The 23,646-nt window shown below is 62.1% G+C and carries 17 protein-coding genes and 1 pseudogene; 11 read left to right on the top strand and 7 right to left on the bottom strand.

The features are described 5' to 3' along the window. Positions 1 to 13: 13 nt before the first annotated feature. From xdhC to xdhA, 3 genes are read right to left on the bottom strand one after another with little or no spacing between them, the layout of a single operon-like run. On the bottom strand, positions 14 to 667 hold the full coding sequence (gene xdhC / locus GXB81_RS22695) for a xanthine dehydrogenase accessory protein XdhC (protein ID WP_241016478.1): 654 nt from the start codon (positions 665 to 667) through the stop codon (positions 14 to 16). Positions 668 to 690: 23 nt separating this feature from the next. Beyond that, the gene (gene xdhB / locus GXB81_RS22690) at positions 691 to 3,066 is read right to left on the bottom strand and encodes a xanthine dehydrogenase molybdopterin binding subunit (RefSeq protein WP_205990376.1); all 2,376 of its coding nucleotides are present in this window, start codon (positions 3,064 to 3,066) and stop codon (positions 691 to 693) included. 46 nt (positions 3,067 to 3,112) lie between these two features. Further along, the gene (xdhA, locus tag GXB81_RS22685) at positions 3,113 to 4,630 is read right to left on the bottom strand and encodes a xanthine dehydrogenase small subunit (RefSeq protein ID WP_205990375.1); all 1,518 of its coding nucleotides are present in this window, start codon (positions 4,628 to 4,630) and stop codon (positions 3,113 to 3,115) included. 389 nt (positions 4,631 to 5,019) lie between these two features. Between xdhA and GXB81_RS22680 the strand changes: the two genes are divergently transcribed. Together GXB81_RS22680 and GXB81_RS22675 are read left to right on the top strand one after the other, a co-directional pair. After that, positions 5,020 to 6,231, top strand: coding sequence for an MFS transporter (locus GXB81_RS22680; RefSeq protein ID WP_205990374.1), 1,212 nt, complete (start codon positions 5,020 to 5,022; stop codon positions 6,229 to 6,231). An 853-nt stretch (positions 6,232 to 7,084) separates the two neighbouring features. Beyond that, positions 7,085 to 8,302 (top strand): hypothetical protein, encoded by a 1,218-nt coding sequence (locus GXB81_RS22675; RefSeq protein WP_167036212.1) that lies wholly within the window; start codon positions 7,085 to 7,087, stop codon positions 8,300 to 8,302. 22 nt (positions 8,303 to 8,324) lie between these two features. Here GXB81_RS22675 and GXB81_RS22670 read toward each other — a convergent pair whose 3' ends face one another. Beyond that, positions 8,325 to 8,984 (bottom strand): hypothetical protein, encoded by a 660-nt coding sequence (locus tag GXB81_RS22670; RefSeq protein WP_205990373.1) that lies wholly within the window; start codon positions 8,982 to 8,984, stop codon positions 8,325 to 8,327. A gap of 622 nt (positions 8,985 to 9,606) precedes the next feature. Between GXB81_RS22670 and GXB81_RS22665 the strand changes: the two genes are divergently transcribed. Then, entirely contained in the window at positions 9,607 to 10,647 is a 1,041-nt protein-coding gene (locus GXB81_RS22665) for a GNAT family N-acetyltransferase (protein WP_205990372.1), read from the top strand. Between the two features lie 13 nt (positions 10,648 to 10,660). On the opposite strand, the gene GXB81_RS22660 is transcribed toward GXB81_RS22665, so the two are convergent. Beyond that, on the bottom strand, positions 10,661 to 11,944 hold the full coding sequence (locus GXB81_RS22660; RefSeq protein ID WP_240158604.1) for a DUF1972 domain-containing protein: 1,284 nt from the start codon (positions 11,942 to 11,944) through the stop codon (positions 10,661 to 10,663). Positions 11,945 to 12,753: 809 nt separating this feature from the next. On the opposite strand from GXB81_RS22660, the gene GXB81_RS22655 reads away from it, so the two are divergent. The 5 genes from GXB81_RS22655 (at position 12,754) to GXB81_RS22635 (ending at position 19,712) form a co-directional block, all read left to right on the top strand. After that, on the top strand, positions 12,754 to 14,937 hold the full coding sequence (locus GXB81_RS22655; protein ID WP_205990371.1) for a polysaccharide biosynthesis tyrosine autokinase: 2,184 nt from the start codon (positions 12,754 to 12,756) through the stop codon (positions 14,935 to 14,937). A 114-nt stretch (positions 14,938 to 15,051) separates the two neighbouring features. Beyond that, positions 15,052 to 16,185, top strand: coding sequence for a GNAT family N-acetyltransferase (locus GXB81_RS22650; RefSeq protein ID WP_167036199.1), 1,134 nt, complete (start codon positions 15,052 to 15,054; stop codon positions 16,183 to 16,185). Positions 16,186 to 16,224: 39 nt separating this feature from the next. Further along, entirely contained in the window at positions 16,225 to 17,178 is a 954-nt protein-coding gene (locus tag GXB81_RS22645) for a glycosyltransferase family A protein (RefSeq protein ID WP_346777815.1), read from the top strand. Next, a complete protein-coding gene (locus tag GXB81_RS22640) occupies positions 17,175 to 18,443 on the top strand; it encodes a hypothetical protein (protein WP_167036193.1) in 1,269 nt (422 codons plus the stop codon). The genes GXB81_RS22645 and GXB81_RS22640 overlap by 4 nt, the downstream gene beginning before the upstream one ends. Positions 18,444 to 18,494: 51 nt before the next feature. Next, positions 18,495 to 19,712 carry a glycosyltransferase family 4 protein gene (locus tag GXB81_RS22635; RefSeq protein ID WP_167036190.1) on the top strand — a complete coding sequence of 406 codons (1,218 nt, stop codon included), beginning with the start codon at positions 18,495 to 18,497 and terminating at the stop codon, positions 19,710 to 19,712. Between the two features lie 123 nt (positions 19,713 to 19,835). On the opposite strand, the gene GXB81_RS22630 is transcribed toward GXB81_RS22635, so the two are convergent. Beyond that, positions 19,836 to 21,059 carry an alanine--glyoxylate aminotransferase family protein gene (locus GXB81_RS22630; RefSeq protein WP_205990369.1) on the bottom strand — a complete coding sequence of 408 codons (1,224 nt, stop codon included), beginning with the start codon at positions 21,057 to 21,059 and terminating at the stop codon, positions 19,836 to 19,838. A 609-nt stretch (positions 21,060 to 21,668) separates the two neighbouring features. Between GXB81_RS22630 and GXB81_RS22625 the strand changes: the two genes are divergently transcribed. Continuing rightward, the gene (locus GXB81_RS22625; RefSeq protein WP_205990378.1) at positions 21,669 to 22,667 is read left to right on the top strand and encodes a 2-hydroxyacid dehydrogenase; all 999 of its coding nucleotides are present in this window, start codon (positions 21,669 to 21,671) and stop codon (positions 22,665 to 22,667) included. A 93-nt stretch (positions 22,668 to 22,760) separates the two neighbouring features. Here GXB81_RS22625 and GXB81_RS22620 read toward each other — a convergent pair whose 3' ends face one another. Continuing rightward, positions 22,761 to 23,291, bottom strand: coding sequence for a hypothetical protein (locus tag GXB81_RS22620; protein ID WP_240158637.1), 531 nt, complete (start codon positions 23,289 to 23,291; stop codon positions 22,761 to 22,763). On the opposite strand from GXB81_RS22620, the gene GXB81_RS31535 reads away from it, so the two are divergent. Next, positions 23,194 to 23,415: a hypothetical protein gene (locus GXB81_RS31535; RefSeq protein ID WP_240158658.1), complete on the top strand. Its 222-nt coding sequence runs from the start codon at positions 23,194 to 23,196 to the stop codon at positions 23,413 to 23,415. The two genes, GXB81_RS22620 and GXB81_RS31535, sit on opposite strands and share 98 nt — an antisense overlap. 58 nt (positions 23,416 to 23,473) lie before the next feature. Further along, positions 23,474 to 23,646: pseudogene (locus GXB81_RS31530) on the top strand (enoyl-CoA hydratase); the annotation flags it as partial.

Here is a 23,646-nt window from a genome sequence, read left to right as displayed (position 1 = left end):
ACGGTGCCCTGCTTTACGCCGTGGCCGGCACGACGGCCCGCTCGCTAACATCCGCGTCGCGAATCCGCACCTGCCCGTCAACCGGTGCCGCGGTAGCCCGCTGCGTCCTCAACCGCAGCAACTGCGCGCACACGGCAATCGCAATCGCCGCCGGCGCTTTATCGACGATCCCCTCGACGCCGATCGGACACGTCATCTCCACGAGCCGCTCGAGCTCGACGCCGCGATCGAGCAGACGCCGCTCGAATTTCACGCGCTTCGTCTTCGAGCCGATCATGCCGAAGTAGCTGAAATCGCGCCGCCGCATGATGCGCGCCGCGAGCGAAAAATCGAGCGCATGGTTGTGCGTCATCACGAGAAACCAGGCACCGGGCGGCGCCGCGTCGACGATCGCCTCGGGCGTGTCGGTCGCCTCGATCTGCACGTTGGGCGGCGTTTCGTCGGGAAACAGTTCGTCGCGTTCATCGACCCACTGCACCACGCACGGCAGACTGCCGAGCAGCTTCACGAGCGCATGCCCGACGTGCCCCGCGCCGAACAGCACGATATGCATCGGCGCCGGTCGCGGTTCAAGCTCCGACGCGACGCGGCGGCGGCCGATCCGCACTGCCGAGCCGTCGCCCGGTGCGCTCGTGCCGCGCACGAGATGAGTGAGGCATGCTTCCATACTGCGCTCCCGCAACTCGACACTCACCGTGACACCTGCCGCGCGGCCGTGGTGGCGGCACGCACCGCGCCGACCGCCTTGAGGATTTCCTCGCTGGTCGCGGGCGCGTTGAGCGGCGGATTGACCTGGTGGCCGCCGACCGCCGAGACCGCGTCGCGCACCGCGAAGAACACCGAAAACGGCAGCAGCAACGGCGGCTCGCCGGTCGCCTTCGAACGATGGATGCTGTCCTCGACATTACGGTTCTTGAAGAGCCGAACGTTGAAAACCGGCGGCACGTCGTTGACGGTCGGAATCTTGTAGGTCGACGGCGCATGCGTCATCAGCTTGCCGCCCGCGTTCCACCACAACTCCTCAGTGGTGAGCCAGCCCATGCCCTGAATGAACGCGCCTTCCACCTGGCCCACGTCGAGCGCCGGATTCAGCGACGCGCCCACGTCGTGCAGCGCATCGGCGCGCAGCACACGCATCTCGCCGGTCAGCGTGTCGATCACGACTTCCGACACCGCCGCGCCGTACGAGTAGTAATAGAACGGCCGGCCCTGCAGTTTCGACTGATCCCAGTAGAGCTTGGGCGTCGCGTAGAAACCGTCGGACCACAACTGAATGCGCGCGAGGTAAGCCTTCGCGACCACTTCCTCGAACGGCACGGCCACGTCGCCCACCACCAGGCGGTCGTGCACGAAGCGCACGTCCGATGCGTTGACGCGGCCCGCGCCGTAGCGGTCGGCGGCGAACGCAGCAAGCCGTTCGCGCAGCTGGCGCGCGGCGTCCTGGGCGGCCTTGCCGTTCAGATCGGAACCGGTCGAAGCCGCCGTCGCCGACGTATTGGCGACCTTGCTCGTATCGGTCGCGGTCACGCGAATGCGGTTGAAGCCCACGCCTAGTTCATGCGCGACGACCTGCGCGACCTTCGTGTTGAGTCCCTGGCCCATTTCGGTGCCGCCGTGATTCACGAGCACCGAGCCATCGGTATAGATGTGTACGAGTGCGCCGGCCTGGTTGAAGTGCGTGACGTTGAACGCGATGCCGAACTTGACCGGCGTCAGCGCAAGCCCTTTCTTCAGGACCTCGTTGTTCGCGTTGAACTCGTCGATCTCCTTGCGGCGCGCGCGGTAATCGCTCGTCGCTTCGAGCTCGTCGATCAACTCGTGAATCACGTTGTCTTCGACCACCTGGCCGTACGGCGTCTGGTTGCGCTCGGTCTTGCCGTACAGATTGCGGCGGCGCACGTCGAGCGCATCGAGGCCGACCGAGCGCGCGACGTTGTCGATGATGTACTCGATCGCGAACGCGCCCTGCGGGCCACCGAAGCCGCGAAACGCCGTGTTCGACTGCGTGTTGGTCTTGCCGCAGAAGCCGTCGATCGACACGTCGGAGAGCCAGTACGCATTGTCGAAGTGGCACAGCGCGCGCGTCATCACCGGGCCGGACAGATCGGCGGAAAAGCCGCAGCGCGAAGTCATGTCGACCGCGACGCCGTCGATCACGCCCTCTTCGTCGTAGCCCACTTCGTATGTGTAGTGGAAATCGTGGCGCTTGCCGGTGACCATCATATCGTCGTCGCGGTCCGGGCGCAGTTTGACCGGGCACAGCAGCTTCCACGCGGCGAGTGCCGCGCAGCAGGCGAACAGCGCCGACTGCGATTCCTTGCCGCCGAAGCCGCCGCCCATGCGCCGGCATTCGATCAATACGTTATGCGAAGCAACGCCGAGCGCATGCGCGACGAGGTGCTGCATTTCGGTCGGATGCTGCGTCGAGCAGTAGACGTGCATGCCGTCGTCGTCCTTCGGCACCGCGTACGAAATCTGCCCTTCGAGATAGAACTGCTCCTGGCCGCCGAGCAGCATCTCGCCGGCCTCGCGACGCGCGGCGCGCGCGATCCTCGTGCCGGCATCGCCGCGCGCGAGCTTCATCGGCGGCAGCACGAACTGGTTCGCGGCACGCGCCTGCTGCGCGGTCAGCACCGCCGGCAGCTCCTCGTAGACCACCTCGGCGCGGCGCGCGCCGAGCCGCGCCGCCTCGTGCGAGGTCGCGACCACGATAAAGATCGGCTGGCCGACGTATTGCACGACACCGTTGGCGAGAATCGGACCGTCGCCATGGACGATCGGGCCGACGTCGTTGACGCCGGGGATGTCGTCGGCGGTAAAGACCGCGACCACGCCGGGCGTCGCGCGCACCTTGTCGAGCGAGATCGATACGAGCTTCGCGTGCGCCTTCGCCGAGAGCCCGAGCGCCGCGTGCAGCGTGCCGGCCAGTTCGGGGATATCGTCGGTATAGGTCGCGCGGCCGCTCACGTGCAGATGCGCCGATTCATGCGGACGCGAGACGTGGACCTGGGTGAAGTCGTCGAGGTCCTGAAGCTCGTTCAGGAACGGTTCGGCTTGCTGGTTCATTGTGGTGTTCTCCGTATTTCTTAAGCGCGCGTTGGGCTCGCCGGGCTCAAGCACTCGCGCCGGCCGGCGCGACCGCGCGCACGTCGAGCGCGTTCTTCGGCAGCGGACGATTCGTGCGCGTTTCGAGCCAGAAGCGGTACAGCGTGTTCTTCGCCGCTTCGAGGCGATAGTCGCTGGTCGCGCGCATATCGGTGAGCGGCGCGTAGTCGTTGCCGAGCGCGAGCATCGCGGCCTGCGCGGTCGCCTCGTGCCATTCGGCATCGCGCAGCACGGCTTCGGCATGGAGCGCGCGCTTCGGCGTCGCGGCCATGCCGCCGAACGCGATGCGCGGCTCGCGGATCACGTCGCCATCGGCAATGAACGAGAACGCCGCGCAAACAGCCGAGATATCCGAATCGAAACGCTTCGAGAGCTTGTAGGTGCGAAAGCGCAGGTTCGCGCGCACGCCGCCGCGCGTCGGCACCTTCAGGCCGACCACGAACTCGTGCTCGGCCATGTCCTTCTTCTGATAGGCGAGGTACAGGTCTTCGAGCGGCATCTCGCGCTCGATCTCGCCGCCGCGCACGATCACGCGCGCGCCGAGCGCGATCAGGCCCGGCATCGAATCGCCGATCGGCGAGCCGTTGGCGATATTGCCGCCGAGCGTGCCGGCATTGCGGATCGGCAGCGAGGCGAAGCGCTGCCACATTTCGGTCAGCTCCGGATACTGCTTCGCGATCTCCGCATACGCCTTTTCGACGCTGACACCCGCGCCGATCTCAATCCAGTCGTCGCCGGTTGCGAGCTTTTGCAGCTCGGCGATCTGCCCGACATAGACGAGGTTGCCGAGCTCGCGCATCTGCTTGGTGACCCACAGGCCGATGTCGGTGCTGCCCGCGAGAATGCGCGCGGCCGGCGCCTGTTCCTTGATCTGCGCGAGCGCCGCAACCGTGCGCGGCGCGGCGAATTGCTGGCCGGCGTGCTCGTAGCGGAACGTCTCGCTGCGCTCGATCGATGCCAGCGCGGCGGCCAGCGCCTTCACGTCGACCGGCGCTTTCGGCGCAGGCGCCTCGAACATGCGCTCGGCCGCATCGACGATCGGCCGGTAGCCCGTGCAGCGGCACAGATTGCCCGTGAGCGCATTGCCGATCGCCTCGCGCGACGGCACGGAGCGATTCGCGCAGCCCTGTTCGTGGCCGTGCTTCTCGTAGAGCGCCCACATCGACATGATGAAGCCCGGCGTGCAGAAGCCGCACTGCGAGCCGTGGCAATCGACCATCGCCTGCTGGACCGGATGCAGCGCGCCGTCCGGCTGACGCAGGTCTTCGACCGTGAAGAGCGCGCGGCCGTCGAGCGTCGGCACGAACTGGATGCAGGCGTTGACCGCCTTGAAGTCGACGCCGCCCGCCGCGTTGCGCTCGCCGATCACGACCGTGCAGGCGCCGCAGTCGCCCTCGGCGCAGCCTTCCTTGGTGCCGGTGCAATGCGCGTCCTCGCGCAGATACTGCAACACCGTGCGGGTGACGGGCGCGTCTTTGATCTCGCGGATCGCGTTGCGGTGATAGAAGCGGATCGGCTCAGTCATGTCTCGTTGCTCTCTTCTGTTGGGTGCCCGCGCGCACGCGCCACGGCGATGATTCGAAAACTATCACCGTCAATAAAGGCAACCCATAGCGCGATTCGCATGCGGGACATATTCGCAAGACGATATCGGGATGAATTTGCGTGGCACCGTGCTTATGTTGGCAATGTATTTTTGCCACTTTTGTATATTTTTTATTGATTTATTGCCACTCAGGGTAACGACAGGTGCCGGCTCCCAGCCCCTGCAAGTCCACGTCGGCACGGCAAAACGGACCTTTATATGAATCCGGCGGGACGGTCGATCTGACCGATTTTTGAGCAAACTCTGCAAGGGGATCGGTTCCATGGGAGAATCACGCCTTCCCGCCGATTTCAAGTCTCGTTTTCCCGATGTCCACCGACTCCGCGCCCAACCGCAGCGAATTTGCGACGACCCTGCAGATCATTCCGGTCGTTTTTTTCACCTTCCTTTGCTATCTGACGATCGGCATTCCGCTCGCGGTGCTGCCCGGCTACGTGCACGACGACCTCGGCTATAGCGCGGTGCTGGCGGGCGCGGCGATCAGCGTGCAATACATCGCGACGCTCGCCTCGCGGCCGCTCGCGGGCCGCTCGGCCGACACGCTCGGGCCGAAGCGCACGGTGTCGATCGGGCTGCTCGGCTGTGGCGCAAGCGGCGTGTTCCTGCTGCTCGCGGCGCTGACGAGCCACTGGCCGGTGCTGAGCCTCGCGCTGCTCGTCTGCGGCCGCCTCGTGCTCGGTTTCGGCGAGAGCCTGTGCGGCACCGGCGCGATTCTGTGGGGCATCGGCCGGGTGGGCACGGCCAACAACGCGCGCGTGATTTCGTGGAACGGCATTGCGACCTACGGCGCGCTCGCGATCGGCGCGCCGCTCGGCGTGGCGATTTCGCATGCCATCGGCTTTACCACGCTCGGCATTCTGATGATCGCGCTCGCGGCGCTCGGCTACTACGTCGCGCGGCTGATCGCGCCGGTGCCGCTGGTCCACGGCGAGCGGATGTCGTACCGCAGCGTGTTCACGCGCGTGCTGCCGCACGGCATCGGCCTCGCGCTCGGCTCGGCCGGCTTCGGCTCGATCGCGACCTTCATCACGCTGTTCTATGCGGCGCGGCACTGGCCGAATGCGGCACTCTCGCTGACGCTGTTCGGCACGCTGTTTATCGGCGCGCGTCTGCTGTTCGCGAACACGATCAAGACCTACGGCGGATTCCGCGTCGCGATTGCGTCGTTCGTGTTCGAGTGCGCGGGTCTCCTGATGCTGTGGCTCGCGCCCGAGCCGCACGTCGCGCTCGCGGGCGCCGCGCTGACCGGCTTCGGCTTCGCGCTCGTGTTCCCGGCGCTCGGCGTCGAGGCAGTCGGGCTCGTGCCGCCCGCGAGCCGCGGCGCGGCGCTGTCGGCGTATTCGGTGTTTCTCGATCTGTCGCTCGGCATTACCGGGCCGTTGGCCGGGTATATCGCGGGCGAGTTCGGCTATGGCTCGGTATTTCTGTTCGCGGCGGCGGCCGCGGCCGCGGCGGTGGTGTTGTCGACGGTGCTGTATTTGCGGAATGCGAAGGTGGGGAATCTGTCCGCAGTGCAGTGAGTCCTCGCTCCCCCGCTATCGATGCGTTTCGATCGAGCCGGCCAGGACGTTCGTATTCGTCCCGCCGGCGCTCCAGGATCAGTAGTTCCTCCCGGCTTCGCACAGCACCTCCAACCCGCTCATAGCGCCCGCAGCGCAAACCAGCAGAAATTTCCAGACCGACGCGTTACCACGACATAAGAGTCAAAGCTCCGGTCGATCTGCCGATTCGCGTCATTTCTCAGGTCTGCCCAATACAGCGTAATTTAGAGATTTTGAATGTCATGGCGGAATGTGCGACAGGACACGTTCCCGTTCAAACTCTCACGCTATAAAGCCATAGGTCTCGCGTATCTGCCCGTGCAGGATCGAACGGGCAGTTCCCCTGGCTGTCTGTATCTCCCGATTGCGTTTGCGTGACACGGGCCCTGCCCGGACCGTCATGAACTATTGCGCACCGGTTCCCGCACGAAACTGACTGAAACACGAGACACATTCAACGTTGCGCAATCCGCTTGCCTGTCCGGAACAATCGCGCAATTCGGACAGGACCACATTTCATTGGCGGCCTATCTCTACTCGCTTCCTGAAAGGAAGTATCGAGCAACACGAGCACTCACCAGTCAGAAGACCGACTCATCGGATTTAACACACCCCCGCTCCTCCGATACACAGAGCGCGAAGGTCAAACTCAACCGGTACGAAGAATGAAAACGGATGACGTGATTTCGCTTCCTTGCGCCGGATTCCCTCCGATCGCGTCCGGCTCATTTCACGCAACACGCTTTCACGACGTACAGGTTGAAGAGGTATCGTGAAACCATTAGGTCGCCTCCTTTTCTCGTCGCTTACAGGCGTATTGTGCGAAAAAGTCGTGGGAACACTCGCGGCGATCGCCAGCAATCATCTTTTTGCCAATATCTACGGCGCGCGCCTGTTCGGCGAATTGCAATTCGCGTTGTCGCTAGCGGCGGTGGTCGGAAGCACCGCCCTTCTGTTCAGCGCGCAATCCGTCGCGCCGATCTTCGGCAAACATCCGCGGCTGCGCCATATCGTGTTTTATCGCGCGTTCCGTCTGCGCCTCTTTTCGACACTCGGCGTCATGCTGATCTTTTGCGTGGGCGCATGGTTCCTGATGGCGCGGGCCGGCGCCGAACTCGCCATCGTGGCAAGCTTCCTGCTCATCGTGGAACCGATCGCACTCGGCTCGCTGATGGCCTACGCCGAAAAAAGCCCATGGATCATCACCCGCGCCAAGACGCTGGCAAGCGGCGTCCGGGTACTGTGGCTGTTTCTCGCCGCTCACCTTTCGGCCGGCGCGCTGTTTGCCTCGATCGCGTGGCCCATCGAGGCCATCGTGGCCGCGGCCGGGCCATTTCGCCGCTATCGCAAGTTAGCGCTCAGTACACCGAAGTCGCTTCTCGGCGATACAGTCGTGACGAAAACATTGGTAACGCGCGGGCTCAAATTCTGGCCGGCCGTCGCCGCGGGCATCCTGATCCTGAGAATAGACCGCGTTCTGCTCGGCATGCTGATGTCGAAAGCCGATCTGGGTATCTACGCGGCAGCAGCCTCGCTCGTCGAGCAGTGGAATTCCGTCGGCGCGGCGCTCTCTCTCGCGCTCGCACCCAGCATGGTGTTCATCGCGAGAAATGAAGCACAGCTTCGCCAGAAAGCGCTCCGGCTCGGGGTTTATCTGAGCGCGCTCGCGGCCGTCGCTTTCGTATGCAGCCTGTTCGTGGGACCGGCGGTGTTTCTTCTGATCTACGGCCCGAAATTCGTGGCCGGCGCGCCTGTGATGATCTACGCCGCCGGTTGCTCGATCGTGATGTTCGCCGACGACGGGCTGAACACCTGGTTCATTGCCGCGCGCCGGTATCGGCTGATTCTGATCAAGCAGGCCATGACGCTGCTTGCCATTGCGGTGTCGCCATTCATCATGCCCAGAATCTGGATCATGTATGCGCCGTTCACGGCAAACGCGGTGGCGCTTCTCGTCTTCTGGTGTGTCATTTATGGCCAGAACGCCTATCGCACCGGCAAAATAGGCAAGACGTCCTCGTCGAATTCGCTCTCCGGCCCGAACCTTTGATGCGGCCCGGCTTCGAGGCCTGCTAACACGAGAAAAGCGTTGTCTGTGCCGTCCGATTGCGCGCGAAAATCGTCGTCATCGTGAAGCATTGCCATTCGGTGGTCAGAAACTGGAACCGTCCCACGGCAACGCCGGCACTGCTGCGATAGTTGTCCCACACGGAATTGACGCCCGCCCAGTAATCCGCGCCGACCGACAGCACGTATCGATTGTCGACCTCCGCGGCGGTTTGTCCTGTCGCCGGATTGATTCGAGCCTCGACCGCCACCAGGATGCCCGCGAGATTGCTCGAATCGAAATTCACCTTGCCGGCCGTTGGCCAGAAATGGAATGCCGCCTTGGGATTCGTCATGACCGACGTGTAACCGCCCGAATCCAGACGGATATCCGCCGGGATATTGATGTTGCCCTGGTAGTCCGGATTGAATTGCGCGCCATCCAGCGTATTGGTGGACTGAATCAACTGCAGCTTGCCGGATGTGCTGAGCAGATAGGTGCGAAAATTTCTCAGCGACACGTTTAGCGACACCGGCGCGGCTCCGGCAACGAGAAATATCTGCCCCCATCCTGTGATCGCATGGAATCCGGCCGGAGGGCTGTTACCGGCCTGGACGACCGGTTGAGTCTGCCAGCTGTATGACGGCGGCACACCGCTTGGCCTACCCTCGTTCGGCATGTGCATCTGCTGGACCGCGTCGACAATGCTCGACTGCAACGCAACTGCCGACTGCCCCGATGCTCTCACCACGACGAGCAGAAGCACACAGGCGGCAAACTTCAGACTCTTTTTCATGTCGATTTACCCGAATCGAACAGCAGACATCTTCCAACGCGAACTCACAAGGACGCCCTCCACCGCCGCATGAGCGTACGGCCAACCTGCCTCGATCAGACGTTAGATCAATAACTACCGGACCGCCACCTTTTATTGGGTTGTTGCACGGCGCCTGCCCGCTCGCAGGCGAACTAGCTGAGGTGTACGCGTGAAATGAATCCACGCGCCGCATTTCCATCTGGAATGCTTAAATAAGGTGTCGCTTCCCAGTGCGCTATTCCTCCATTCCATCGTGCGATTCCGCACTCTTTATGACAGGCAAACGTAATAGAATTCACGCAGTCATTCCGCTACGTCTCCGACAAGAAGAAATGAGGAGCACGACAAATAGAATCCATGTCCGAAGCCTGGCGTGGCGCGTGTGAACTTCCAGACATGTATTGGATTCGCTGTTCGTAAACCGCACAAGTGAGCACAGCACCCAATGGCTATCGATCGCTTTCCGCTAATCAACTCAACTGAGCATTTCATGAACCCCGGGATCGCGCAAAGCGGAGCCGATATCGTCCGGCCCGCTCAGAAATCCCGGCCCAGCTTCATTGGACACTCGATCTTTCACGAACCGTGGTGGCTCGACATCGCCACAGGCGGCAATTGGCATCTCGTCAAAGTCGTGGAGAATAACGAGGTCATCGGCGAAATGCCCTATACGCTCGTTAAAAAGGGGTTCTGGAAAGTCTCCGAAATGCCACCGCTCACTCGCTGCCTCGGCCCCGTCATCAGATCGTCAACCGGTCATGCCGAAGATGAATGGCGGCACCGCTTCAACGTCTGCGACAAGCTGATACGGCAGCTACCTGGCTGCGATCTGTTCGAGCAGTTGCTGGACCCGGATGTTTCGGAAGCGGAAGCGATTGCCTTTACCTTTAACCGCTTCACGGTACTCGTCAACTTCACGCTGAGAATTTTTCCGCAACAAACCGAGCCGGAGGTTTGGGCTCGCATGCGCGCGAATACGCGTAATGTGATTCGCCGCGCTTCGGAACAGTTGAGCGTCAAGGAAATACTCGACGCCGATGAATTCGTCCGCTTCTACGACGCCAATCTCGCGGCGCGTCAACAACGCAATATTTACGGCTCGGCGGTCATGAGAGCGCTGCTTGCTCAGGCCGTCGGGCGCGACGCGGGCAAGATGCTGGGCTGCTACAGCAAGGACGGCGTATTGCAGGCCGCGATTGCCGTCGTGTTCGACGACACCGCGCTCTATTATTTGCTGTGCTCCCGCAGACAGGATACGCATGGCGGTGCGGTCAGCCTTCTCATCTGGTCAGCCATCCGGCTGGCGCATGAACGGCAGCTGGTATTCGATTTCGATGGGGTCTCAAGCCAGGGAATCCTCACCTTCCTGTCCGGATTTGGCGGAAAGCTGGTGCGCCGCTTCGAGATACGCCGGCTGCAACCCGGCTACGCGACGTTTCGCCGCCTTTATCGAAACACGCAGTCAATGGTCGAAACGACGGCAAACCGGCTGCAACGGGCAAAAGGCGCCGGCGCGGCGCCCGAGAACTGACACCCGGCGTCAATCAAAGCCGCTTCTGCGGCTTGAATGCCAGCGGCTCGCTGGCATTGTCGCAATAGCGCTCCAGTAACGTCTCGTACTCGTCGAGAATGCCGGACCATTGAAACATGCTCGCGAAGCGTTCCCGGCTGACCGCGCGCATTTTCGCGACCGCCGAATCGTCCCGCAACAGATCTTCGATATGACGTTCGCACTGGCTCGTCGATGAAAAGTAGCGGTTCTCCGAGCCCGCGACCCATCTGTTGAACGGGTTATCGTGCGCGATGATGGCACTTCCGGCACCCAACGCCTCGACCAGCGACGGGTTGGTTCCCCCCACCTTGTGTCCGTGAAGATAGAACCTCGCGTAATACCTGAGTGACCGTATCATCTCGGTTTCATAAACCGCGCCGGGAAAGACCACTTCGTCGCTTGCCGCCTCCATCACGCGACGGTGATAAGGCCGCTTGCCCGGCTCATAATTGCCGAGCACCACCAGTTTGGCGCCGCGCCGTTTGTGCGAAAACGCCCGGACTACTTCGAGTATGGAGTTCTCGGGCTCGGGTCTGCCGATCAGAATGCCGTACCTGTCCGCAGTCAGGGATAACTCCCTCAGCCGGTCCGGACTGGCATGCTCGATACGATCCGCGCCATAAGTAATGGTCGTGATCTTGCTGCGAGACACGCGCGTCGACAGATGATCTGCAATCACCGGGTGATCGGCGACCAGATGATCCCCGACCCAGCAACCAATGCGCTCATTGAGCCATAGCCACGCACGCTCGTGTTTGCGCCACTTGTCGCGCCGCCATTCGAGGCCGTCCATGTTGATGATATTTTTTACGCCGCGCAGCCGCATCCATAAGCAGAAGAGCGCGGTGTTATAGCCGAGCGTCAATGCAACACCGGGCCGGCTCCTGACCACGTCGCGAACACAGGTCCAGTCGAACTCCAGCGTCGCGGCCGCGCCCTCGCGGCTCACCGGAAACGTGATGCGGTGAATGCCCTGCCATGTGTCGTCGACAGGCTGCCGCATTCCTCTCGTGCCCTGACAATACACAGTCACGGTCCAGCCATGATCGCGCAAATGAAACGCAAGCCGTTCCGCAAACGTTTCGAATCCTCCATGACGTGCCGGTATTCCACGCGTACCAAGAATGGCGATCGTTTTGTTGCCTGTCATACATTTAGCTCCGGGCGCAAATGACCGCGCGGCGGCGCAACGTCTGTTTTTCACGCAGACGATCCCACTCGCGCGCCTACCGGCGCGGCTCGAATCGAGTTCGCCGGAAGCAGCGAAGAGCGGCATCTGCTTCTTCCCGAGCGGATCGACAGACGTGCGTCGACCCGATCGATAGATCGTCTCGTTTTCAGTTTTGATTTGCGCCTGCGTCGATTCGTGAACGGCGTGTGCGAATCGAAATATGCCGCACGGAATTATGAAGACTGATTTAAGAGATATTTCAGACGGCGTTACTCCATATACGGCGGACCCAACACCGGAAGACCGGGGATTTTCATACTCTTATGCGAATTACGCCACCCATTCGTTGATATCCGCTCGCCGATTTAATTTTTACTATCCGGTCCGCTTCAAAACAAACGGGAACGATCATAGAACCTCGGCATTTTCCGGCTATGTGCGCTAGCGAACTTTTCCCTCGGCAAATTTCAACCCGGCGGGTTAACCTTGATTCATATGAAATTTATATCTCAAAATTAAGGTGTCAATTTTTCATTACAAATCATCATTCCACCCGGAAAATCATTCATATTTTCACACGAATAATCCAGGATATTAAATTCCGCCATGGCGTATAAAGCCAGATAATTTGTCGGATTAAAAGGATTCAGGCTCGACATAAACGATGGTTCAATGTGGCTTGGCACGCACAGCGGGCCGGATACCAATGCTAGTGTTGCGCCGTGGTGGAATCCGCTCTTCCCACTACGCCGTATCCATGCTGCGAGGCCAGTCCCGGCGCAATCGCCGGTTCAATCCGCTGGGCCTCGCGTGTATTTCCCGCAGGAAGCGGCACAGCATTTCTCCATGAGGTGACTATGAGGCAGGCAGAGCAGACACGCGGCAAACCTCGCGCGCGTCCGGATGAAATAAATATGACGACGCTGCTCGAAACGCTGCTTCGTCACAAAACCATGATTGGCGCCATCGCGGCCATCGTGTTTTTGCTCGCCTGCGGCTACGCGTTCCTGAGTCCTCCGGTGTACGAGTCACACATTCTGGTCAAGATCGACGAAACCAGCGACACCGCATCGGCCGCTCAAAAAGATCTGCTCAATTATGTGTCGCGACCTTTCAACGAAAAATCCTCCGCCGAACGCGAAGCTCAACTACTCGATTCGCGAAATATTCTATGGAAGGCGGTCACGCAGTCGAAGCTCTATATCGAGGCGTCACCCCACTATTTCCCTCTTATCGGAGCGGCCATCGCACGGCAGGCCAATGATCTTTCGACGCCGGGAATATTGGGTCTGGGCGGTTTCGTATGGGGCAACGAAACCATCGAGGTAAGCAATTTCGAGGTGCCCGAGCAATTCCGGGGAAAAACGTTCCGTCTGCGGACGCTCGCAAACAACCAGTACGAACTGACAGGCCCGGGCCTGCCCGCGGCGGTAACAGGCAAAATCGGCGTAGCTGAGCAGTTCGTCTCGCATGCGGGACCGATCACCCTGCTCGTCGAGGCAATCCATAGCGCGCCGGGTGGAGAGTTCATGATTCAGCGCCGGCCGGAGCAACTGGTGGTCGACGAATTGCAGAAAGCTGTCAAGGTCACGGAGCAAGGCAATAAATCAGGCATTCTGATGGCCTCGCTCAGAGGCAACGATCCGCAAAGGATCGCGCAGACCATCGGCGAAATCGGCGAACAATACCTGCAATGGAACATCAAGCTCAAGTCGGATATCGCCAAGGCATCGCTCACCCGTCTGAACGAACAACTGCCGCAGATGAAGGCACAGGTCAACGAGGCCGAGACGGCCTATAACACCTATCGCAATCAGCACGGCATCATCGACATCAGCGAGGAAAGCCATCTGCTCGCCAAACAGCTCGCGGACGAAACGGCGCAACTCGTGGGACTGCAGCGCACGCGCGAACAGAAACTCGCGACGTTTTCGGCCTCGTCCGCCGACGTCACCGCAATCGACCAGCAGATCACTACGACGCAGCAGGCCATCAACCGGCTGAACGGCAAGATCAGACAGATGCCGCTCACCGAGCAGGATGCGCTCCGGCGGCTGCGGGACCTGCGCATCAGCGAGGAACTCTACTCCGCGATGCGCAGCAAGATTCAGGAGATGCAGGTGCTCAGCGCGGGCACCGCGGGCTCCGTGCAACTCGTCGATTCAGCCGAGGTGCCGCTGCGCCCGGTCAAGCCCGTGAAACTGCTCGTTCTCGCGGCCGGACTGATGGGCGGGCTGCTGCTCGGCGCCGGTGTGGCCTTGGCTCGCGACCGGCTGTTTCGCGGTGTGACCGATACGGAGGACATCGAATCGTCCACCGGCTTGAGCGTCTACGCGACAATTCCGTTCAGCGAAAAACAGGCGGCGATCATGCGGCGCGCCGCAGCCGGCTTGCCGCAGCAGTTGCCCCTCGCGACTTGCCACCCGCACGATCCCGCGATCGAAAGTCTGCGCATGTTGCGCTCCGCGTTGCAGTTCGCCGCCGTCGGCGCGCGCAACAACGTCGTCATGCTGGCCGGCCCGCTGCCCGGCATCGGCAAGTCCTTCCTGTCCGTCAACCTGGCGACGGTGCTTGGCGCAGGCGGCAAGCGCGTGCTGCTAATCGACGGCGACCTGCGCAAGGGCCGCCTCGAACAGCATCTGGGCGTCGCCCGCGGGGACGGCCTCGCGGACGTGCTGTCGAACCGCTGCTCGCTGCAGGACGTCGTCGTCAAAAACGTCCAGCGCAATCTCGATCTGCTGCAGACCGGCATCTACCCGCCGAACGCCGCGGATCTGCTGACGAGCGGACGCTTCGCGGAAACGGTCGAGTACGCATCGCGGCACTACGACATGGTGCTGATCGACGCGCCCGCGATTCTCGCCGTGTCGGACATCGGCATGATGGTGCCCGTCGCGGGAACGATCTTTCTGGTCGCGCGTTTCGGCGAAACGCTGAAGGGAGAGATCGACGCGGCGGTCAAGCGCCTCGCGCAATCGGGTGCGAAAGTCAGCGGCATTCTGCTCAATGCGGTCAAGGTCCACGCGGCCAACTATGAACTGGCGCGCCGTTACGGCACTCACGCATACGTACAGGACTACGGCCAGGACCATCAATAAGCGCTCGCTGACATTCCCGCGCGGCATTCGATCCCGGATCGACGCGCAACTCAAACCGGTTCACGAACACATGAAGCCAGCCTCGACAGGCTGGCGTCGTCGCGAGGAGAGCGCATGGGCGCAAGTACTTCTGAAATCGTCGTCGTGACCGATCCTGCGGTCTTCCAGTCGCTGCAAGCCGAATGGGACGCATTGTGGAGCGAGGCCAATGGGCTTCACTTTCAGGCCTTCACCGTTTGCCTCCTGTGCTGGACCCAGGTCGCGCAGCCGCTCGGCAGACGGTTACACTGCGTCGTCTACCGCGAGAACGGAAAACTCCTGCTTGTCTGGCCGCTGGTCAGCCATCGGCGTCTGTTCTGGAACGTACTCGATCCGCTCACCCCTGGAACGATCGAGCACACCAGCATGCTGGTCACGGAAGGCCCGCATAAATCGCGCGCGATTGCAAGCGCCTGGGAAGCAGCGTGCAAGCGTTGCAGCGCCGACCTCTTCATCGTGCCCTATGTCGACACCGGCACGCCCTTGCATGAACATGCATCGCGGCATGCGCGGATCATGGCGATGTCGAACGACATTTCGATGAAAGTGGTCTTCCCGCGTTCCATGGACTGGAATACCTTTTGCACCGGCCTTGGCAGACTGGAGAAAAAACTGCCCGGCGCACGCTATCGCCGGCTCGCCAAAGAAGGCAATCTGGTCATCCGGCAACTCGGCATGGAAGACTCGGACTCTTTCGAAAAGTGGATCGAGTGGATCCTCACGACCAAGCGCGACTGGGCATCGAGCCGGGGAAAAGCGTCGACATGGCTCGCATCGCCCACGTATCAGCGCTATCTCATCGCGTTGCTGAATTCAGCCGACGAGCTCTCGAAAGCTCACCTGTTCATCGTCACGCTCGACGGAGAGCCGATTGCCGCCAACCTCATCGGCATGGGCAAAACGAGCCAGACCAACCTGATCGGCGCCTTCGACAAACGGTACGCCAAATTCGAGCCCGGCCTGCTCGTGAGGGAAATAGAAATGGAGCGTGCATTCGAACGGGGATTCGACGTCGATCTCGGCGTCGGCACCGAGCGGTTCAAGGTCTATTGGAGCAGCAATAACGTCTCGCCGAACGAGAGCTTCGAAATCGCGACGAGCCCGCTCGGATTACTCGCGTTTCGTATCAAACATCTGCTCGGCACGACCCGGACATGGGTTCGCGGCCAGACATCCCGCAAGCCGTCCCAGCCATCACCGAACACGTGAATCACGGCTCCGGTTTCGCGCGAGCCCAGGAGGAAACAGATGAATCACGCGATGGTCGACGTGGCGTGCAACCGGAACACGGCGGGAGCGCAGCGGCCGGCCGTGTCCGTCGTTCTGCCGGTGTTCAACGGCGAAACGCACATTGCGGAAGCCATCGACTCGATTCTCGCTCAATCGATGCCCTACTTCGAACTCCTCGTCATCAACGACGGATCGAGCGACGGCACCCGCGCGATCGTCGAGTCCTACGCTGCACGCGACGCGCGCATTGCGCTCTTCAATACGCCGAACCGCGGCATCGTTGCCGCCTTGAACTTCGGGCTCGAACTCGCCAGCGCGGAATTCATCGCCCGCATGGACGCGGATGACATTGCCTTGCCGCGGCGCTTCGAAATCCAGCTGGCCGTGCTGAAGCGCGACCCCGCGGTGGTCGCCTGCGGCAGCGACCTGCTCAAGTTCGGCGCCGTCACCGGATCACTGCAATTTCCCCGCCACGACGCCATGTGCAAAGCGGCCCTGCTGTTCGGCACCTGCTTCGGACACCCTAGCGTCATGCTGCGCGCCCGCACGCTTCGCGATCACGATCTGCGCTATGACGCACGCTATCAATTCGCCGAGGACTACCGCCTGTGGTCGGTGCTCGCGCAGCACGGCAAGCTCTGCAATATCGCCCAGCCGCTCGTTCGCTACCGGATTCACGATGCGCAGATCGGTCGTGCGTCGCGCGAACCGCAACGGCGCGCCCATCTGGCCGTCGCCCTTCTCAACTGGTCGGAGGCGGGGGCGGCGATCGATCCCGAGCGGCTGAGGAACTTCCTGTGGCCACGTCTCGAACGGCGCGCCGACCTCTGCCGCTACACGTTGCTGTTCTTCCAGGTCGCCGCCTGTGTACTCAATGTGCGCCATCGTAGCCGGCTCGATCATCTCTGGTTCGCCTTGCGCGCCTTTTCGCGCAATGCCGGCCGGCACATCCTGACAGGCCGGCCGGCATGACGACGCCCTACGATTCCAGCGAAAACCGGATGGATCTGCACGCGGCCGCCGGGCTGACTCATTCGAGCCAGCGTTTTTCATATCTGTCGCTGCTGCGCTGGGAGTTCGGCTACGTCCTCATCCTGCTGATATGGTCGCTCTCGGGCGGCAGCGACGCGCTCAAGCTCGCCTCCGACGCTTATGCGATCGCCTTCGTGCTGTACATCGGCATACTGCTGGCGACAAGAATCCATCAGCTCGATCGCACCTGCACGATTCTGCTGGGATTCACCGCGTTCTTTTCACTAGGAAACCTGACGTTGAACGCGGGGCAGGAAAACATCGGCGAAAGCCTGAAAATATTGGCGATTTTCCTGTTCTTCCTCGCCGGCACCACGACCGAAGCGGACTTTCTCGAACGCGCACCCGGCAGGCTGATGGTCGTGCTGTTCGTCGCACTGCCCGTCGCGTTCTCGTTGCGGGATCTGTACGGCGGTTCGAGCTTCGATCCGCTCGACGAAATCTCGCTCTCGTTCTTCGCCAATCGCAACAACGCCATTCTGTTTGCCGTCGTCAGTTCGTGGACGCTGATGCTAGGCGGCGCCCGCCACTGGATCGTCACGCTCTATCTGCTCGCCTGCGCGATCGCCTTCAAGACGCTGGGCGCGATGCTGGCGATTCTGCTCGCGCTCTACCTGGTCTATCTCGGCTTCAACGTGCTGCGGATTGTCTTGCTGGGCTCGCTTGCCGCTGCGTTCGTGATGCTGTTCGGCAGCGAGCTGGAGGTCGTGACGCGCGCCACCGTCGCTTTCACGTCGCTGTCCCGTGTGATGGATCAGGCAGGAGGACTCTGGGGACTCGGCGCGATGAGCTACGAGGAGATCTACGAAGCGGTCGGCACCAGCGACATTTCGCTGATCTTCCGGCTCAAGCACTGGATCAATCTGTTCACGCTCTACGCCGACGGCTCGCTCACGCAGCAACTGTTCGGCTTTGGCGTCACGAGCAGTTTGCGTTTGACCGATCTCAAGCTGCTTCCGCACAACGACTACATCCGGTTCTTCTTCGAACTCGGACCGGGCATGCTGGCCTGCTTCATCGCGATGAACGTTCTGATCGTCAGGCGGATGGGAATCCGCTTCCTGTCCATACCCGCGATCTTCCTGTTCATCTATTTCTTTTCCGACAACATCGTGAACAACTTCCTCGTGATGTCGCTTTTCTACTTTCTGGCCGGCATGTTTTCGCGGCATATCGAGAGTTCGGAGCGCTATCTATCCGACTGAGGACCGGCGCGCTACCGCAATACCTCGCCCACACCAGAAAACGCTTCGACCATGACGATACCCTCGACCATCCTGAACGTCTCGCAGAATTTCTTTATCAAAGGCGGCTCGGACAGCTACTTTCTGTCCCTCGGCGAACTGCTCGCGCAGCGCGGCCATGGGGTTGTGCCTTTCTGCGCGCGTAGCGAGAAAGACCTGCCTTCCGAGTGGTCGAAGTTCTTTCCGGCAGCAGCGGATTTCGAAGCGCCGTCGGTGATGGATGTCGCCCGTTTCCATTATTCGCAGGCGGCGAAGCGCAATCTCCGCTCGCTTCTTTCGGTGCGGCAATTCGACGTAGCCCATCTGCATATCTATTATGGAAAGCTCACGGGATCGATTCTTCCCGTGTTGAAGGACGCCGGCATTCCCATTGTGCAGACGGTCCATGACTACAAGCTGATCTGCCCGGTCTATACGTGCAGCCGCGACGGCAAGCCATGCGAGCTTTGCCACGGGCGCGACTACTGGCACGCGCTGGTACATCGGTGCAATCGCGGCTCCTATCTGCGCAGCGCGATCTCGACGTCCGAAGCCTACGTTTCGCGCTGGCTCGGCAGCGTGGATGCGATCGATCGCTTCGTCGCGGTGAGCCGATTCTTCGCCGCGAAAATGCAGGCCAACGGAATCGATGCGAACAGGATCACGGTCGTGCCGAATTTCGTTCATCTCGAACAATTCGTACCGCAGTCCGAAGCCGGACGCTATATGGTTTATTTCGGCAGAATCGAGCGCTCGAAAGGCATCGGCACGCTGATCGAAGCATTCCGGCAATTGCCGGACGTGCCTCTCGTCATCGTCGGGGAAGGCAGTTTTCTTGCCGACGCGCGAGCACTCGCGGCGGCCAGCCCCAACATCCGTTTCACCGGATTCAAAAGCGGGAGCGAACTGTACTCGCTCGTCGGCGGAAGCGCCGCGGCCATTCTGCCGGCCGAAGCCTACGAGAATTGCCCGATCTCGATCCTCGAAAGTTTTTCATGCGGCCGGCCGGTCATCGGGTCGAACATCGGCGGCATACCGGAACTGATCGAACACGGTGAAGACGGCTACGTATTCGAGCCGCGCGACGTGCCGTCGCTCAAGCACTACGTGGAAAAAATCTGGGCGCAGCGCGGCCGCAACGATATGGGCCGCGCCGCGCGCCGTAAAGCCGAGCAGCAATTCTCCGCCGACGTTCACTATCGGCGCATTCGCGACGTGTACGAGTCGCTGCCTTCGAGGGGGCGCGCATAAGCCTCTCGAATGCGAAGGACCTGCGGAACACGAAGGCCGCCATCGCCGCGCACGCCGCATCGGCAAGCGCCCGCGATACAGCCGGGAGAAACCCGGCCGACCGTGACGCTCCTTTAGCGCCCCCTAGCGTCCCCCCGACACCCCCCGCTCCAACGCCGCCACGCCCGCCGGCAAATCGACCTTGACGCCGAGATCGACCATCGTGCGGCCGAGCGCATGCACCGTGCGGAACAGATTGTGTTCGCGGCACTGCTCGCCCATCTGCCCGATGCGCACGATCGGCAAACCGAACGAGCCCGAGATTTCCACCTGATGCTGCCGCGAGATATGCGCGCACACGTCGGCGGGACTCAGGCCGTCCGGCACCTCGATGCCGACCACCGAATTGAGCCGGCAATTTTCCGGCGCATACAGTTGCAGGCCCATTGCCGTCACGCCTTGCTGCAACGCGAGCGAGCATTTCAGATGGCGCGCGAAGCGCTTTTCGAGCGTCTCGGCGCACACGAGCCGCAACGCCTCGTGCAAGGCGAGCACACCCGACACCGGTGCCGTGTAGTGATAACCGGCGTTGTGCCAGAAGTTCTCCGCGAGCGACGCGTCGAGGCACCAGTGCGTGTTCGGCACCGTGCGGTCTTTCACGCGCGCCCAGGCCGCATCGGAAAACGCGATCAGCGAGACGCCCGGAATCGACGACAGCCCCTTCTGCCCGCCCGTAATCACCGCGTCGATACCCCACGCGTCCATTTCGAGCGGCATCGTGCTCAAGGTGCAGACCGCGTCGACGATCACGAGCGCACCCGCTTCCTTCGCGAGGGCGGCGATGTCCTTCAGATGATGGTTCCACACCGTGTTCGAGGTTTCCCCCTGCACGACCGTCACGACCTCGGGACGCTCGCGGCGGATCGCCTCGGCCACCTGTTCGAGACTCGCGACCGTGCGGTCCGCGACCTCGAGCACGCTCACGCGCGCGCCGACGCGCCGGCCCATGTCGGCCATGCGATCGCTGAAGAAGCCGTTCTTGATGCACAGCATGCGCGTGCCTTCCCACGCGAGATTGGAGATCGCCATCTCCATCGCGCCCGATCCCGGTCCCGCGACGCCGAGCACCCACTTCGACTGCGTCTGGAACACATAGCGCGCCATCGTCTTCACCTGGTTCACGACCTTCGCCATCGTGCCGCCGAGGTGATTGATGACGATCGCATTGGCCTTGGCGACGGCGGCGGGAATCGGCACGGGGCCGGCGCCCATCATCAGCAGCGGTTCTTCGGGAAGGATGGCGTCGAGCGACTCGACAACCGGACAGGGGACGGACGAAGCAACGGTAGAGGATGAGGAAATCGGCATGATCGGTACGTGAATATTCAGGCGCAAGGGAACGAACGGCCTCGTGGCGGTTAAGCCAGCGAGGCCGTTCGTCCGATCATTCACCGAACCGCGCGATTGCGCAAGTTTTTCGGCACGCATGCCTGGGCAGTGCTGTATCGGCCCGCGCGCCGGTACAGTTACTTCATCTTGAGCGCGACCATGCGGCTGTCGGCGACGAGTCGGTCGATGAACTCGAGCCTGTCGGGCTAGGTCGTGATCGACTCGTCGTGCTAGTGCAGTTCCTTCTTCACACCACCCGGCAATTCGCCGAGCAGCCGGTCGAGCACGTCGTCGCGATGCGAATAGCCGACGACTCGGCAAAATTGCCAGATCGCGCAGCGTCGTTGCGGTGTGGCAAGCCGAAACGATCTCCCGCACGCCGGACAGTCGCTCTTTCCTCGCGAAGTCGCCTAATATCGTGGAAAAGATAATCCGCTACTGGCCGAGTTCTTTCGGCCTGATTGAACAGGCCTCGTCCGGAATGCTTTTCAAGCAATATTGCAGTTCCGCAGCCCCGTCAGTCTTATTGTTGACGCGCGCCGATTTCGCGAAAACAAACGCCTGAACATGTCTTCTTGGGAGTCCGATATGCGCATGATCCTGTTCAGCAGCCGTCAATACGATAGCGACACGTTCACCGAAGCCAATGCCGCGCACGGCTACGAGCTGCATTTCCAGGAATCCCATCTCGATCGCGAAACCGCGGTCCTCGCCGCGGGCTACGAAGTGGTCTGCCCGTTCGTCAACGACACGGTCGACGCCGCCACGCTCGAACGGCTTCATGCCGGCGGCACGCGCATGATCGCGCTGCGCTCGGCGGGCTTCAATCACGTCGACCTCGCGGCGGCCGAACGGCTCGGCATGCTGGTCGCGCGCGTGCCGGCCTACTCGCCGCATGCGGTCGCCGAACATGCGGTCGGGCTGATCCTCGCGCTGAACCGGCGCCTGCCGCGCGCGGTCGCTCGCACCCGCGAGGGCGACTTCTCGCTGCACGGGCTGCTCGGCTTCGATCTGCACGGCAAGACGGTCGGCGTGATCGGCACGGGCATCATCGGCCGCGTATTCGGGCGCATCATGGCGGGCTTCGGCATGCAGGTGCTCGCGCACGATCCGGGCACGCCCGCTGCCGACCTGCTCGCGCTCGGCGCGCGCTACGTGCCGCTCGACACGCTGCTGGCCGAATCCGACGTCGTCAGTCTGCATTGCCCGCTGCTGCCGGCCACCTACCATCTGATCGACGGCGCCGCGCTGGCGAAGATGAAGCGCGGCGCGATGCTGATCAACACCGGGCGCGGCGGGCTCGTCGAGGCGAACGCGCTGGTCGGCGCGTTGAAGGACGGCCAGCTCGGCCATCTCGGGCTCGATGTCTACGAAGAGGAAGGCGGCATCTTCTTCGAGGACCACTCGAATCTGCCGCTGCAGGACGACGTGCTCGCGCGTCTGCTGATGTTCCCGAACGTGATCGTCACCGCGCACCAGGCGTTCTTCACGCGCGAGGCGATGAACGAGATCGCGCAGACCACGCTCGCGAATATCGCGGCATGGCAGGCCGGCACGCCGTGCAACGTCGTGCAAGCGGCGGGGTAGCAGCGAAGTAGAGGCAAGCGCGAACGTCAGGTGCGAACGTCAGGTGGGAACTTCAGACGCGAACTTCAGGCCCGCCCGAACCGGTCGTCCGGGCTACTCGCCTTGGTCGCGGTCCGGCCCGGTCGCGCGAATCGCGGTGCGGGCGTCGTCGGCCGCACCGCACAGCTCGCGCAGCAGCGCCGCCTCGCGCTCGTGCACTTCCACCGGACACCAGCGCGCCCCGGCCTCGGCCAGATAGCGCGCGCGGTGCTGGCCGTTGCGGAACGCCACCACGCCCTCGCGTTCGAGACCGAACCAGCCGAGCAGCCCCGGCGCGCGGCGCGTGGTGATCGTCACGTAGGGCATCTGCGGAATACGCGGGCTCTCGGGATCGAGAAACTCGCGAATCCCGCGCACCTTGCCCGTATGCCATTCGGCGACCGGCTTGAGCACATAGTCGGTGTTGTCGCGATCGGCGCAGACGAGCAGCTTGCGAAGATCGACGAGCACCACCTGGTGGCGGGTGCCGTCGGTGACGAACACGCGTTTGAGTCGCACATGGTCGTACCATGAATGCGCGCTTAGCGGCACGATCCAGACCGTTTCGGCGGAGATCGGCGCATCAGTTGATGATGAAGTGGGCAAAGGCAAGGACAAAGGCGGGCTCGGCAAGCTGGCGGAAGGCCGCCAGCGCATAAATAGAGCGCTCACGCTACGAGCCGGATGTGAAAGAAACATGACAGCCTACCGGATTAATCGCGCTGCATGAGCATGCCGCCACGCCGCCCATACCAACGGGCAGGCCCCGACCTACAAGGTACATAACGATGATAGCCACTCGGCATTTCAATGAACACGTGAGAATCGAGGCAAATGAGGACAAAGACCTCGCTACGATCGTGCTCGACCGGCCCGCGCGGCGCAACGCGGTCGACCGCCCGATCGCACAGGCGCTCGGCGCCGCGTTCGCGTGCTTCGAGGCCGAGCCCGCATGGCGCGC

The organism is Paraburkholderia sp. Ac-20336 (assembly GCF_017105025.1).
Lineage (GTDB): Bacteria > Pseudomonadota > Gammaproteobacteria > Burkholderiales > Burkholderiaceae > Paraburkholderia.
Note: the sequence above shows the minus strand (reverse complement) of the source record. Positions and strands in the feature narration are given on the sequence as shown.